Origin of the sequence: Mesorhizobium wenxiniae (genome assembly GCF_002284535.1) — a bacterium.
In the GTDB taxonomy this organism is placed as follows: Bacteria; Pseudomonadota; Alphaproteobacteria; order Rhizobiales; family Rhizobiaceae; genus Mesorhizobium; species Mesorhizobium wenxiniae.
Window position 1 is genome coordinate 294096 of sequence record NZ_NPKH01000014.1, and the last position, 13831, is coordinate 307926.

General features: G+C 61.9%; 14 protein-coding genes. 5 read left to right on the forward strand and 9 right to left on the reverse strand.

All coding sequences use genetic code 11. From position 1 onward, the window contains the following. Position 1: 1 nt before the first annotated feature. The 3 genes from CIT31_RS06750 to CIT31_RS06760 form a co-directional block, all read right to left on the reverse strand. Complete coding sequence (locus CIT31_RS06750; protein WP_095517960.1) at positions 2-1174, reverse strand: efflux RND transporter periplasmic adaptor subunit; 1173 nt, start codon at positions 1172-1174, stop codon at positions 2-4. 399 nt (positions 1175-1573) lie between these two features. Then, the gene (locus CIT31_RS06755; protein WP_095517961.1) at positions 1574-3847 is read right to left on the reverse strand and encodes a xanthine dehydrogenase family protein molybdopterin-binding subunit; all 2274 of its coding nucleotides are present in this window, start codon (positions 3845-3847) and stop codon (positions 1574-1576) included. 2 nt (positions 3848-3849) lie between these two features. Next, positions 3850-4311 (reverse strand): (2Fe-2S)-binding protein, encoded by a 462-nt coding sequence (locus tag CIT31_RS06760; protein WP_095517962.1) that lies wholly within the window; start codon positions 4309-4311, stop codon positions 3850-3852. Between the two features lie 122 nt (positions 4312-4433). Between CIT31_RS06760 and CIT31_RS06765 the strand changes: the two genes are divergently transcribed. After that, entirely contained in the window at positions 4434-5030 is a 597-nt protein-coding gene (locus CIT31_RS06765) for a TetR/AcrR family transcriptional regulator (RefSeq protein ID WP_095517963.1), read from the forward strand. 14 nt (positions 5031-5044) lie between these two features. Here CIT31_RS06765 and CIT31_RS06770 read toward each other — a convergent pair whose 3' ends face one another. The 3 genes from CIT31_RS06770 to CIT31_RS06780 all read right to left on the reverse strand — a co-directional run bounded on the left by CIT31_RS06770 (position 5045) and on the right by CIT31_RS06780 (position 7864). Continuing rightward, a complete protein-coding gene (locus CIT31_RS06770) occupies positions 5045-6175 on the reverse strand; it encodes a patatin-like phospholipase family protein (RefSeq protein WP_095517964.1) in 1131 nt (376 codons plus the stop codon). Positions 6176-6221: 46 nt separating this feature from the next. Beyond that, entirely contained in the window at positions 6222-7004 is a 783-nt protein-coding gene (locus tag CIT31_RS06775) for a 3-hydroxybutyrate dehydrogenase (RefSeq protein WP_095517965.1), read from the reverse strand. A gap of 170 nt (positions 7005-7174) precedes the next feature. Then, positions 7175-7864 (reverse strand): TetR/AcrR family transcriptional regulator, encoded by a 690-nt coding sequence (locus tag CIT31_RS06780; RefSeq protein WP_095517966.1) that lies wholly within the window; start codon positions 7862-7864, stop codon positions 7175-7177. A 101-nt stretch (positions 7865-7965) separates the two neighbouring features. On the opposite strand from CIT31_RS06780, the gene CIT31_RS06785 reads away from it, so the two are divergent. Continuing rightward, positions 7966-8412, forward strand: coding sequence for a hypothetical protein (locus tag CIT31_RS06785; RefSeq protein ID WP_095518112.1), 447 nt, complete (start codon positions 7966-7968; stop codon positions 8410-8412). Between the two features lie 67 nt (positions 8413-8479). Here the strand turns inward: CIT31_RS06785 and phaR are convergent, their stop codons facing one another. Continuing rightward, a complete protein-coding gene (phaR, locus tag CIT31_RS06790; RefSeq protein WP_095518113.1) occupies positions 8480-9091 on the reverse strand; it encodes a polyhydroxyalkanoate synthesis repressor PhaR in 612 nt (203 codons plus the stop codon). A gap of 290 nt (positions 9092-9381) precedes the next feature. Between phaR and CIT31_RS06795 the strand changes: the two genes are divergently transcribed. Together CIT31_RS06795 and phbB are read left to right on the forward strand one after the other, a co-directional pair. Further along, a complete protein-coding gene (locus CIT31_RS06795) occupies positions 9382-10560 on the forward strand; it encodes an acetyl-CoA C-acetyltransferase (protein WP_095517967.1) in 1179 nt (392 codons plus the stop codon). A 133-nt stretch (positions 10561-10693) separates the two neighbouring features. Further along, a complete protein-coding gene (gene phbB / locus CIT31_RS06800; protein WP_029348801.1) occupies positions 10694-11419 on the forward strand; it encodes an acetoacetyl-CoA reductase in 726 nt (241 codons plus the stop codon). A gap of 83 nt (positions 11420-11502) precedes the next feature. Here phbB and CIT31_RS35695 read toward each other — a convergent pair whose 3' ends face one another. Both CIT31_RS35695 and CIT31_RS06805 read right to left on the reverse strand, forming a co-directional pair. Next, entirely contained in the window at positions 11503-11988 is a 486-nt protein-coding gene (locus CIT31_RS35695) for an FAD-dependent oxidoreductase (protein WP_280950310.1), read from the reverse strand. Continuing rightward, positions 11900-12697, reverse strand: coding sequence for an FAD-dependent monooxygenase (locus CIT31_RS06805; protein ID WP_280950311.1), 798 nt, complete (start codon positions 12695-12697; stop codon positions 11900-11902). The genes CIT31_RS35695 and CIT31_RS06805 overlap by 89 nt, the downstream gene beginning before the upstream one ends. Here CIT31_RS06805 and CIT31_RS06810 point away from each other — a divergent pair. Further along, complete coding sequence (locus CIT31_RS06810; RefSeq protein ID WP_245316131.1) at positions 12656-13414, forward strand: TetR/AcrR family transcriptional regulator; 759 nt, start codon at positions 12656-12658, stop codon at positions 13412-13414. The genes CIT31_RS06805 and CIT31_RS06810 overlap by 42 nt on opposite strands. Positions 13415-13831: the final 417 nt, after the last annotated feature.

Consider the following 13831-nt stretch of genomic DNA (forward strand, 5'->3'; position numbering starts at 1 on the left):
ATTATTGCGTCCCGGCCGTCGCTTCGCCCAACAGCTTTTGGATGGTCGCCCGGTCGGCCTCGACCGGCTTGACCACTTCGCCTTCCTTCACCAGTTCCTGGCCGGCGACGATGATGCGCGCATCGACGGGGATGCCGCCGAGCACTAGGCCGGTTGGCGTGTCGTCGACCAGGTCGATCGGGAAGAACACGACCTTGTCGTCCTTGTCGACGGCGCGAATGCCGAGGTCGCCCTTGTCGCCCAGCGTCACCACGGAGCGCGGCAGAATGACGGCGTCGGTCGGCTGCGCGCTTAGCGCGATCTCGGCGGTCATCCCGGCCGGAATAGTGCCCTCGGGGTTGGGGATTGCGATCTCGACGCGGAAGGTGCGGGTGGCGGACGAGGCGTCGCGGCTGATATAGCGCACGGTGCCCTCGACATTCTGGCCGCTGACCAACCGGACATTCGCCTTGTCGCCGATCTTCAGATAGCCGAGATCGCGTTCGCTGACCTCGCCGCGGGCGATCACCGGATCAAGGCTCAGAATGGTCGCCACTTCGCCGCCCTGCATCACGGAACTGCCAAGCTCCACCGGCACTCGGTCGATGACGCCGTCGAAGGGCGCCTTCACTTCGTTGCGGTCAAGCTCGGCTTGCGCCGTCTCCAGCAGAGCCTGCGCCGAGGTCAAATTCGAGCGCGCCGTATCGAGCTGCAGCTTGGGCAGATTGCCGGTTTTCGCCAACCGCAACGCCGCGTCGAGTTCGGCCTGACGCTGAACCAGAAGCTGCTTGGCGTTGCTGACCGCCGAAAGCTTTTCCTCGGCTGCCAACATCAGCACGAGGTCGCCGGTCTTGACGCGCTGTCCCTGCTTGACCGGAAGCTTGTCGATGACGCCGGCGACGCGCGTCGCCAGGACCGCGCGCTTATCGGCTTCGGTCAGTCCGGAAATGCGGATGGCGCGCGCATAGGTTCGCCTGGGCGGAGTTATGGTCGCGACGGTGCGCAGGGGCGCCTTGGGCTGCTCTGCCTCACTGGGCTTGGCCTTGCTGGCGTCAGCCGCTTTTGGCTGCTCGACCTCCGGTTCGTTGTCGGCGGCCGCGCTGCCGACGGACGAGAACTCGCCCGTCACCATCCATGCAGCGAACCCGACAAGCACAACAATGGCTGCAAGCTTGTGAAACCTGTATTTCGGCATCGTCGTTTTTCCAGTGCGCGGGGTTCGGCCAGGCCGCGTCTTCTAACTCGGGCGCGTCGCCGATATGGGTGCGCGCAAGGCCGTGTTCAACTTGCCGTGATCGGCGAATGAGCTTCTACATCAAAGTTGCACCGCAATATAGTCAGAAAAGTTGATGGGTAATACTTCGCTGGGCAGGATGCGCCCGCCGCCACGAGGCGCGCCGGATCAGCGCAGCCGTTCCGTCTGCCACATGGCGGTCGGCGCAGCGCGGATACGAAAGCAACCGCTAGACCGCGACCCTCGACGAACCCTTGGCTGCATCAACCGTCGTCGTTGCCGTGCCTTAGGCTTTCCTCTGCCGCTGGGGAGGCGCTATCGAAACGGCATGGCAGCAGCTGTCAGCATGATGGGAATATTTCATGCAAAGGTCACCTCCTTCGACAAGGGCAGCGTCCGGATGCGCTTGCCGGTCAGTGCGAAGACGGCGTTGGCGAGTGCCGGTGCCGCCGGCGGTGTGCCGACTTCGCCGACGCCGCCCATCTTGTGAAAATTCTCCAGGATTGCAACTTCGAACGCCGGACACTGGAAGATGCGCATGGCATCGTAATCGTGAAAATTCGACTGCTCGACCATGCCGTCGGCGAAAGTAATCTCCTGACCCATCGCCGCCGACAAGCCATAGACGGCGGCGGAGATGAGCTGCGCCTCGATGATATCAGGATCGAGTGCGGTGCCGACATCGGCGGCGATCCATACCTTCTCAATGCGGATTCCGGACGGCGTGTCGGCGATCTGGACGATCTCGCCGACCCAACTGCCGAAAGACAGCGTGAACGCGATGCCCTTGGCCTTGCCGGCGGGCAGCGTCTCGCCCCATTTCGCCATTTCGGCGACCTTCTCGACCACCTTCACCGCTGCCGGATAGGCAGCCATAAGCTTCTTGCGCAGATCGACCGGGTCGGTTTTCCCGGCGACAGCGATCTCGTCCAGAAATCCTTCATGGAAGAAACCGTTGATCGAACTGCCGACCGATCGCCAGGAGCCGACGGGGATCGAGACGGGTGCAGCGACGCCGGTCACCCGGTAATTCGGGATCGTATAGGGCTGGTTATGGGCTCCGTCGACTATGGACTTGTCGGGCCCGAGCGGCGATATCGAAGGAAACAGCCGGCGCAAGGTGCTGGCTATCAGCGATGGCGAGGCGATTGTCATGTCGACGGCAATCGGCATGCCGTCGTTGCCAAGCCGCGCCTGGAATTTGCCGACAGAAGCCGGCCGGTAGGCGTCGTGGCGCATGTCCTCCTCGCGCGTCCAGATCACCTTGATCGGCCGGCCTGCCGTTTCTTTCGCCATCAGTGCGGCACAGAGCGCATAATCCACCTCGACACGTCGGCCGAAGCCGCCGCCCATGAAGGTGGTGTGGACGTTGACATTGTCCTGCTCGATGCCGACAGCATTGGCGCAAAGCTGCCGCACCAAGGTCGGCGCCTGGTTGCCGCACCAGATGTCGAGGACGCCATCCTTCAACCGCGCCGTGGCGTTCATCGGCTCCATCGTCGCATGTGCCAGATAAGGCACCGCGTAGTCGGCCTCGACGATCTTTTCGCGCGGCGCGTCGGCGAAGGCGGTATTCACGTCGCCATCGTCGCGCATCACCGACCCTTTTGTGCCGAGTGCCCGCTTCAGCGCCTCTGAAATGCCGACGCTATCCAGCGGATATTCGGGATCGGCCCATTCGGTGTCGATCGCCTCCGCCGCCTTGAACGCCGCCCAGGTGTTTTCGGCGATGATGCCGAAGCCGTGGCCGTAATTCGTGTCGATCGGCACGATTTTAATCACGCCAGGCATTTTCTCGGCCTCGGAGAAATCGGCCTTGACCGGCTTGGCCCAGAAACGCGGGCTCATCTTGACCGTGCCGTACAGCAGGTCCGGCAAGGTCACATCGATGCCGAAGATCGGCGCCCCGGTCACCTTGGCCAGCATGTCGATGCGTTTTTGCGGTTTGCCGAGCAGTTTCCAGTCGGCTTTGTCCTTGAGCCTGATATCAGCAGGCGGCGCCATTATCGCAGCGGTCGCGGCGACCGCGCCATACGTCAGCGACTTGCCCGACGCCTTGTGCAGGATCGAGCCATTGGCCGTTTCCAGATCGGCAGCAGCTATACCGAGCTTTTGCGCGGCCGCTGCAATCAGCATCTGCCGCGCGGCGGCGCCGGCCTGCCGCATCTTGTCGAAACCGTCGCGCGTCGAGGCCGAGCCGCCGGTGCCTTGGAGGGCGAGGAATTTTCCGACCACGCCCATGCCGGCGCGCACTATTTCCGCAGTCATGCTTTCGTCGAAGAAGGCGAACGGACCGCCCTCTTCCAGGATCGCCGCATTGTAATAGGCGTAGGAGGCCGGGCCGTGCTCGACCTTGACCTGTCCGAGGTCGACATCGAGCTCTTCGGCAACCATGGCGGCAAGCGTCGTCGAGATGCCTTGGCCCATCTCGGCACGCGGCGCGATGATGGTGATCGTGTTGTCGGCGCCGATCTTCACATAGGGGTTGAAGGTCGCTTCGTCAGCGGTGAGATCGCCCTCCAGCGGATTCGGATAGGGTTTGCGGTAGTAATAGTAGCCCACGGCGACACCGCCCGCGATGGCAGCCGCGCCGATGAGAAACGTGCGGCGGGCGATCTTTCCGACACCGGCCATGGTCAGATCCCCGCCGTCTTGAGGACGGCCGCTCGTTTGATCGCCGCGCGGATCTTCGGATAGGTGCCGCAGCGGCAGAGATTGCCGCCCATGGCGTTGTCGATGTCGGCATCGGTCGGCTCGGCAACCTCGTCGAGCAGCGCCACCGCGCTCATGATCTGGCCGGCCTGGCAGTAGCCGCATTGGGCGACCTGCACTTCCAGCCATGCCTGCTGTACCGGATGCAGTCTGCCTTCGGTGCCGATGCCTTCGATCGTGGTGACTGTGCCGGTGACCTCACCGACCGGCAATGAACAGGAGCGCACCGGCTGGCCGTCGACATGCACCGTGCAGGCGCCGCAGGCGGCAATGCCGCAGCCGAACTTCGGCCCGGTCTTGCCCATGAGATCGCGCAGCGCCCACAGTAGCGGCATTTCGGGATCGGCATTGACGTCGAATGCCTGCCCGTCGACGGTGAGGCGCATGGGGATACCCTTTGTTGTCGTCCGCAGCCCAAGGCGAAAGGCCGGTCGGCCATTTCGTCCTCATACATCTTGACAAATTACGTCATTTTGTCAACAGCGCTTTTGCAGGATAAAGTCGCGCCATGATCGAGATCGAGAACATCGCCACCAACCCCAAGCGCGCCCGCATTCTGGACAGCGCGATGAAGGTGTTTCTGGCCTATGGTTTCGCTCGCACTACCATGGACGACATTGCGCGTGCCGCCGACATGTCGCGGCCGGCGCTTTATCTCCAGTTCAAGAATAAGACCGACATTTATCGCGCCATCGCGCTGATGCTGCTTTCCCGCTCGCTCGAGCAGGCGAAAACGGCGCTCGCCGGCGAAGAACCATTTGCCGAGCGCACGATGCGGGCCATCGACGAGGCACTGATCTCGATGACGCGGGCCGTCAATGCCTCGCCGCATGGCGCCGAACTCCTTGACATGAAGTCGAGCCTCGCCGATCTGATCGGCTGCTGGCGCGGCCGGTTTGCCGAGCATATCGCCGCAGCGATCCGGAGCGAAGCCGAACGCAATGGCGTCGACCTCACCGCCAAGGGCTTGTCGGTAAAACTGCTCGCCGACATGCTGCTCGACGGGCTGGATGGGATGAAGATGCGTATCAGCGATCCGGACGAGCAGCGGCAGGCGGCGGCCGCGCTGATCAAGGTGATCGATCTGGCCTTGCAAAAAAGCTGACAATCCAAAACGCCTCAGGCTTGGCGACGCGCTGCCTCGGGCTTCTTGCGGGCCGCGAGGAACTCCTTGACCCGCCGGCCCGGTGCCGGACCACGCATCGGCTTGAAGCCGTCGTCGAGCTCGCCTGAGAGATCAAGCGTTGGCCGTTTGCCGACGGCGTCGTAATTCTCCTCCAGCCAATCGCTGGCGGCAGTGCGGCCAAGGTCGCGCAGATAGGTCAGGAACGCCCATTCGGCATTAACCTTGGACGATGCCGACAGATCCTTGAACGCCTCGTCGGCATCGATGCGGTGCATGCGGATGTCGCGGTATTCGCCATGCGGCAACCGGCCGGCGGCGATCAGCTCCTTGACGAAGGCGATCGAACGGAATTCGCGCAGCAGCCCGGCATTGAAAGTGATTTCGTCGATGCGATTCTGGATTTCATTGGCGCTCTTCGGCGTTCCCTCGCGGACCACCGGATTGATCTGCACCAACAGCACGTCCTCAGTGGCAGCCGTCTTGAAGAACGGGAATAGCGCCGGATTGCCGCCATAGCCGCCATCCCAGTAGGGCACTCCCTTGATCTCGACAGCGCGGAACAGCTGCGGCAGGCAAGCCGACGCCATCACCGTGTCGAGATCGATCTCGCCATCGGAAAAGACGCGCAACTGCCCGGTCTCGACATTGGTCGCGGAGATGAACAGCTCCATCGACTTGCAGGCGCGCACATTGCCGAAATCGATCTCCTGTTCGATCACGTCGCGCAGCGGGTTGAGGCCGAGCGGGTTGGCGACATAAGGCGAAAACACCCGCGACATGGTATCGAAAAAGAGATAGCCCGGCGTATTCTCGATCGACCAGTTGCCCCAGGCCACGTCCCACGGCATGCGCTGTACCGGGCTGAACCGGCCCTTCAGCGCCACCGCGCGCCAGAAATCGTCGAGCTTCTGTCGCGCCCCCTCGACGCCGCCTCGGACGAAGCCGTCGGCCAGGGCCACCGCGTTCATGGCGCCGGCGCTGGTGCCCGAAACCGCCGCGACGTCGAGCCGTCCGTCCTCCAGCAGCTGGTCGAGCACCCCCCAGGAGAAGGCGCCGTGCGAGCCGCCGCCCTGCAGCGCGACGTTGATCTTCTTGGGCTCCTCCACCTTGCCGTTTGTCGTCATGGCGTTGCCCTTGATTTGTCGGCCAGATTTGTTTCGCGCAGCAAATTCACTGGGCGGTCCAGCCGCCGTCGACCGAAATATGCGTGCCGTTGATCTGCGCCGCTGCATCCGAACACAGGAACACCGCGGCAGCGGCAACTTGCTCGACCGTGACGAATTCCTTGGACGGCTGCTTTTCGAGCATGACCTCGCGGACCACAGTGTCGCGGTCCATCTTGTTCGCCTTCATCTGGTCGGGGATCTGCGCCTCGACCAGCGGCGTCAGCACATAGCCGGGGCAGATGGCGTTGCATGTGATCTTGTCGCGCGCCAGTTCCAAGGCGACGGTCTTGGTCAGCCCCATGATGCCGTGCTTGGCCGAGACATAGGCCGACTTGAACGGCGAGGCGACCAGCCCGTGGGCCGAGGCGATGTTGACGATCCTGCCGCCGCCGGCTTGCTTCATCAGCGGGATCGCGGCGGCGATGGTGTGGAAGGCCGACGACAGATTGATGGCAATGATCGCGTCCCACTTCTCGATCGGAAATTCTTCCACCGGCGCGACATGCTGGATGCCGGCATTGTTGACCAGGATGTCGACCGAGCCGAATGTCTCGGCTGCTTTCACGATCAAAGCCCGGCATTCGGCCGGCTTCGACATGTCTGCCTTGATGTACGCGGTCTTCACCTTGTGATGTTTGGCGATCGCATCGGTGATGGCCTGGTCGTCGGCCGTGTCGGAAAAGGAATTGACGACGATGTTGCACCCTTCCGCTGCGAGCGCATGGGCGATGGCCAGGCCGATGCCCGAGGTGGAACCGGTGACGATGGCGGTTTTTCTGCTGGGCAAGGCGAAATCCTTCAGTGCGGTGCTAACGGAGACATATTGCAGTGCAGCATATATGTCTCGTGTGGCGCAAGAACAGCGGCGTGATGCACGCAATGACATGAAATTTTTGTCATGAAGAGGCCATTCTCACCCGAAGTTGTGCGCCTGAACAGGCTGTGTGAGACAGTGCGTCAGCGATCCCCGCAAGCCACTTCGGGGTGCTCGTGAGGTTGCTTTTTGGAGTTGGTCATCCGGCTCATGAAAAGGTGGAGAGCTCTCCGTGCGGCGAGGGATGGCGGCTCGGACGGATGCCACTCCGGGAAATGACCATCGATTGCCATGCGTGCCAATCCGTAGACAAATGCGCGCGCGGCAAGCACCAGATGATCGAAGTCGGTGTCCGGAGCGAGCCGACCTTGTTGCTGCGCTTGGATCAGCAGGTCGATCATCTTCCGGCGAATGGCTTCATTCTGATCACGAAGACTATCCGACGCGTCGAAATCAATCAGCGTCCGAGAACTGATGATCTGGAAATGCGTGGGATTGCTGATCGCCCATTCCAGATAGCCCTGTCCGATTGCTTCGAAGGCCACAATGGGATCTGCGCTGTCGACGTTGGACTGTGCATTGGCAACGGCCTCAGTCAGCCGGTTCATGGCCTGTTCGGCGACTGCGGTCAGCAATGCTGATTTCGACCGAAAATGGCGGAATGGCGCGCCGGGCGAAACGCCGGCACGCTTTGCGGCCTCGCGCACAGACACATGCTCTGCTCCGCGTTCCTCGATGATCTCCACGGTTGCCGCGATCAAGGCCTCGACCAGATTGCCGTGATGATAGCGCTTGGGGTTGGCGGCTTCGCTGGAATCCGTGGTGTTGGTCATGCCCTCCCAGTAGCACGGGGCCGAAATGTGATCACCGATTATTTTCTTGCGCCCCAGCGATTCATATGTAATCAGTGATTACAGCATGAATGGAGGTTACCATGCTTCGCATCATCGCAACGACTGCCCTCGCTTTCTCCCTATTGTCGCTCGGGTCTGCCCAGGCCGAAGATCGGCCAACTCTGGAAATCGTCTGGCCGGTGGCCGGTTCGGTCATCGAACTCGGCAATGATCCCGAAAGGGCGATAGGCGTCGTGGTCAGGAGCAACTTCACGCTGCTGCCAGCGGGTGAATGCGACGGCGTCAGCCAATGCGGGCACGTGCATATGAAGATCGATCCCGCCGGAGATACCTGCAATATCGCCGGCAAGCCGTACAACAGCGTGAACAGCGACTTTGGCGGCGATCTTATCAAGGCTCGTTTCGGCCATTGTCCGGATGCCGCCGGCAAGCACGCGATCGGCGTCCTACTTGCCGATGATCATCACAAGCCCATTCTAGTGGACGGCAAACCCGTTACTGCGCTGGTGACGGTGACGACGAAATAGCGTGGCAGAGATGTTCTGACACGGTCTGCTGATGGGAGATTTCGGCCGGGTTTAGTCCAGCCGGCGATCACGACATCGTGTCGAGCTTGCGCTGCATGGCGGCGATCTGTTCCTTCAACTCTTGAAGGTCGTCGGGTTTATCCGACGTTTCTTTCCTGGCCGGCTCCGCCGGCGCTGCGGAAGAGCCATTCGAGGCTACAGGTGGGAAGGGCGTGAACAGCCGCATGGCATTCTGGAACATCTCCATGTTGCGGCGCGTCTGCTCTTCCAGTGCCTTGATCGGCGTGGCGATCTTCATCATGTCCAGCGGCGACTTGCCCAACGCCCCCTTCATCTGCTCGCGGAAGCGTTCCTGTTCCTTTGAGAAGGCGATCATCGACTGCTCGAGGAAGCTCGGCACGATCATCTGCATCTGGTCGCCGTAAAAGGCGATCAACTGGCGCAGGAACGGAATTGGCAGCATGTTCTGCCCATCCTTGTTTTCCAGTTCAAAGATGATCTGGGTCAGCACCGGATGAGTGATGTCGTCGCCGGTCTTGGCGTCCTGGACGGTGAACTCCTCGCCCTTCTTGACCATTTCGGCAAGGTCCTCGAGAGTCACATAAGTGCTGGTGCCGGTGTTGTAGAGGCGGCGATTGGCATATTTCTTGATGATAATCGGTTCGTCTTTCGCGGCCATCAGCATCCTCCCAGGACACCGGCGCACTTGTGTAAGCTGCCGGTAACGATTGCGCCTTTTCAAGGATATGCGCAAAAGCGTCGCAATTCCAAGCGGTTTGTGCAGTGCGGGATCAATTAATGCTGCATGGCGGCCAGTAAATGCTGCGCAGCAATGGGCGGGCTGTTTCCACCACGAGGCGCAACCTGCTTGCAGCGCATGGCCAGCGTGCCCATTTCCGGTTTGACTTGGACCATTGAAAGGGCAAGAAAAGCCCTGACGATACGATACCTCGAAGTCTGGAGAAGAACATGTCCGCTGCCATCGTTGTCGCCAGTGCGGCGCGCACGCCCGTCGGTTCCTTCAACGGCGCCTTTGCCGCCACCCCGGCGCATGAGCTTGGTGCCGTTGTCATCAAGGAACTGCTGTCTCGTGCCGGCGTCGAGCCGGCGGAGGTCGACGAGGTCATCCTCGGCCAGGTGCTGACCGCGGCTCAGGGCCAGAACCCCGCCCGCCAGGCATCTATCAATGCCGGCCTGCCAAAGGAAACCACCGCCTGGGGCCTCAATCAGGTTTGCGGCTCAGGTCTGCGCGCTATTGCTCTCGGTATGCAGCAGATCGCCACCGGCGATGCCAAGGTGATCGTCGCCGGCGGGCAGGAATCGATGTCGCTGGCCCCGCACGCTCAACACCTGCGTGCCGGGGTCAAGATGGGCGACTACAAGATGATCGACACCATGATCAAGGACGGGCTGTGGGATGCCTTCAATGGCTACCACATGGGCAACACGGCCGAAAACGTCGCACGCCAGTTCCAGATTACCCGCGAGGACCAGGACCGGCTCGCATTGGCCTCCCAGAACAAGGCAGAGGCCGCGCAGAAGGCCGGCAAATTCAAGGACGAGATCGTGGCTTTCACCGTCAAGGGCAAGAAGGGCGACACCATTGTCGACCAAGACGAATACATCCGCCACGGCGCCACGATCGACGCCATGACCAAGCTAAGACCGGCCTTCGATAAGGAGGGCACCGTGACCGCCGCCAATGCCTCCGGCATCAATGACGGCGCCGCCGCCGTGCTGCTGATGACCGAAGCGGAAGCCGAAAAGCGCGGCATCACGCCGCTGGCGCGCATCGTGTCCTGGGCGACCGCTGGCGTCGATCCGCAGATCATGGGCACCGGGCCTATTCCCGCCTCGCGCAAGGCGCTGGCCAAGGCCGGCTGGTCGGTCGGCGATCTCGACCTGGTCGAGGCCAACGAAGCCTTCGCCGCGCAGGCCTGCGCCGTCAACAAGGACATGGGCTGGGATCCGTCCATCGTCAATGTCAATGGCGGCGCCATCGCCATCGGCCACCCGATCGGCGCCTCCGGTGCCCGAATCTTCAACACGCTGGTCTACGAGATGCGCCGCAGAAGTGCCAGGAAAGGCCTTGCCACGCTGTGCATCGGCGGCGGCATGGGCGTTGCCATGTGCGTGGAAGCGCTGTGAAGTCATATGCGAAGCGTCGTGAAGACAAGGTGAGCGAGCCGTGAGATAGTCGGTGGCGAACGGGGCTCAATCGCCGTTAGAGCGTTCCCGGTTTCGTCGCCCGCCGTTCATGAAGGAAAAAAGGGAGGACATCATGACAAAGATAGCACTCGTCACCGGTGGGTCGCGCGGTATTGGCGCCGCGATTTCGATCGGCCTGAAAACCGCCGGCTACAAGGTTGCCGCGAACTACGCCGGCAATGACGAAGCGGCGCAGAAATTCAAGGCAGAGACCGGCATCCCGGTCTACAAATGGTCCGTCGCCGACTACGATGCTTGCGCTGCCGGCATCAAGCAGGTCGAGGCCGATCTCGGTCCGGTTTCCGTGCTGGTCAACAATGCCGGCATCACCCGCGACGCCATGTTCCACAAGATGACGCGCGAGCAGTGGAAAGAGGTCGTCGACACCAATCTTTCCGGCGTCTTCAACATGACGCACCCGCTGTGGGGCGGCATGCGCGACCGCAAGTTCGGCCGCGTCATCACCATCTCCTCGATCAATGGCCAGAAGGGCCAGACCGGCCAGGTCAATTATTCGGCCTCGAAGGCCGGCGATATCGGCTTCACCAAAGCGCTCGCCCAGGAAGGGGCGCGGGCCGGCATCACCGTCAATGTCATCTGTCCCGGCTATATCGCCACCGAGATGGTCAGGGCGATGGACGAGAAGGTGCTCAACGAGCGCGTTATCCCGCAGATCCCGGTCGGCCGCCTCGGCGAGCCGGAAGAGATCGCACGCTGCGTCGTTTTCCTCGCTTCCGACGATGCAGGCTTCATCACCGGCTCGACCCTAACCGCCAATGGCGGCCAGTATATCACCTGAGGCGTCGGCCCTCGCTGGCAGCTGATGTACCGGGCCGAGCCCAATCGCCAAGACCGAGGCTGGGAGCCGCACAATCGCCGCTGTCAGGCGACAAGCTTCAGCCCTGGTTCGGCTGCAGGCTTGGTCTGGGCGATCGGCTCGCGCGAAGGTGCCGGCAGGCGGGCAAGCGGCGCCCGGCTGAGGCCTGATAGTTTCAAGGCGATACGACGCTTCAGGAATGGATTGAGGTTCAGCATCGAAAGCACGAGATTGCGGACGAACCGCTTCACCGCACTGCGGGTAAGCGCCATGACGGTCGTCGTGCCCGCCAGTTCAAGCACCTCTTCGGCCGCCGGGCGTCGCAGCGTTTCGTAGAGGTCGAGGTCGGCTTCCGGGCGCACGCCGTTCACCACGTCGCCAAGCAACTGGCCAAGCACGACCGCGTCGATGATGCCGGTGTTCATGCCCTGCCCTCCCGCCGGGCTGTGCACGTGCGCGGCATCACCCATGAGAAACAACCGGTCCTTGCGGTACGAGCGGACCAAGCGGTGATGGACGCGAAAACGCGAGCTCCACGACAGATCGAGCACCCGGGCTCTTTTTTGGGTCGGTCCACGACTGTCGAGCAGCGCCTGGATTGTCGCCGATCTCAGGCTTTTCCGGCGCGTCATCCATTGTTGCGACGACCCGGTACGATCCGTCCGGGAGCGGCGCCACCACCACCAGCCCGGCCGGTGCAAAGAACAGCGACACTTCGGTCGGCCCAACCGGCCAGTCGAGACGAACATCGGCGAGCACGAACGAAGCGTCATAGGCCGCGCCGTCGAACTCGATGCCGGTCGACCTGCGCACCAAGCTGTGCATGCCGTCGGCACCAACGACGTAGCGTGCCGATATCAGTTTCTCGCGGCCGTTCTCGATCACCGTCACGCGTGCGCCGTCAGCGTCCTGAACGACCGCCTTGGCCTCGACCGTGCGATGAATCACGCCGCCCAGGGCTGCGATCCGTTCGGCGAACACCTGCTCGGTCAGGTTCTGAGGCAGCATCATCAGATAGGGATGCCTTGACGGAAGCTTGCTGAAATCGAGCTTGAGCAGCGCCCGATTGCGGTCGCGGATGGCGAAATTCTGCAGCTTCAGGGCAAGTTCGCTCAGCCGCTGCGTGACGCCGAGCGGCTGCAGCGTTTCCAGCGTCTGCGCGTGGATGACGCCAGCCCGCGACGTCTGAAGCTGCTGCGCCAGCCTGTCGATCAAAACATGATCGACACCGGCCTGGTGCAGCACGATGGACAGCGCCATGCCGGTCGGCCCGGCGCCGATTATCAGGACTTCCGTAGTGTCGGGCAACATCTCTCTCTCCATTTGTCAACGATCGTTGACTTTCTAGTCGAACCCATTGCATTTGTCAACGGCCGTTGGCATATGAATTTCATGACCGAGAATCAGCCGAAGAAACCCAGCAAGTCGGACCGCACGCGCGCCCAAATCCTCGAGGCCGCGAGGCTCCTGTTCGCCGAGCACGGCTATGACGGCGCCTCCATCCGCGACGTCGCGGCGCATGCCTCGATCGATCCGGCCATGGTGATCCGCTATTTCCGCAGCAAGGACGAACTGTTTGCCAGGGCGGCGGTCGTCGACCTGCAATTGCCGGCGCTGCGGGTGATCGATCGAAACGCCATCGGTGAAACGCTGGTCAGGCGTTTTCTCGAAATCTGGGAAGGCCCGGCCAGCGGTCCTGGCATGGGAATTCTGCTGCGTTCGGCGACGTCGAACGAATTCGCCGCGGAAAAATTGCGCGACGTATTTGGCAACCAGGTGAGGCCGGTGGTTGCGGCGGTCTCTGACCCCGCCGATGCGGGTCGACGGGCCGGGCTCGTATCGAGCCAGCTGCTGGGTCTGGCGATGTGCCGGTACCTGCTGCGGCTTCCGCCAGTCGTCGCCCTGTCCCACGACGAAATTATCCAGAAAGTCGGCCCTACTTTGCAGCGCTATGCCGTGGGAGAGGACGGGTCTTGAACCCATCCGTTCTGTATTGCTGGCACACTGGTCCTCGTGCAGCGAGTGCGCCGACGATGGACGCGACGCCGACCTTGTGCCGAAGCGGCACGCAAAAGTTAACGGCGGCCGCACAGCCTGTGCAAAACCTGTTCCCCGACTGTGGATACCCGGTGGAAAACCTGTTCACGACACTACATATTGGGGTGAACAGACCGGGAAACTCCCGCCAGCGCTGATTCGTCGCCGTTTCGTTCCGGCTTTGAGCGGAAGGTTAACTACAAAAGGCTGAAAACATCCCCAAATGGTTAAGGCGCGTTAGGAAAGATTAATAATTTCAAAATGTTGGATGACACCCGCCGACCTGCTGTCGATCGTTCATCGGCAAAGGTTAACGGCGAGTCAGCCCTGCATGAAACGGGCCATTTCGGCGATTCA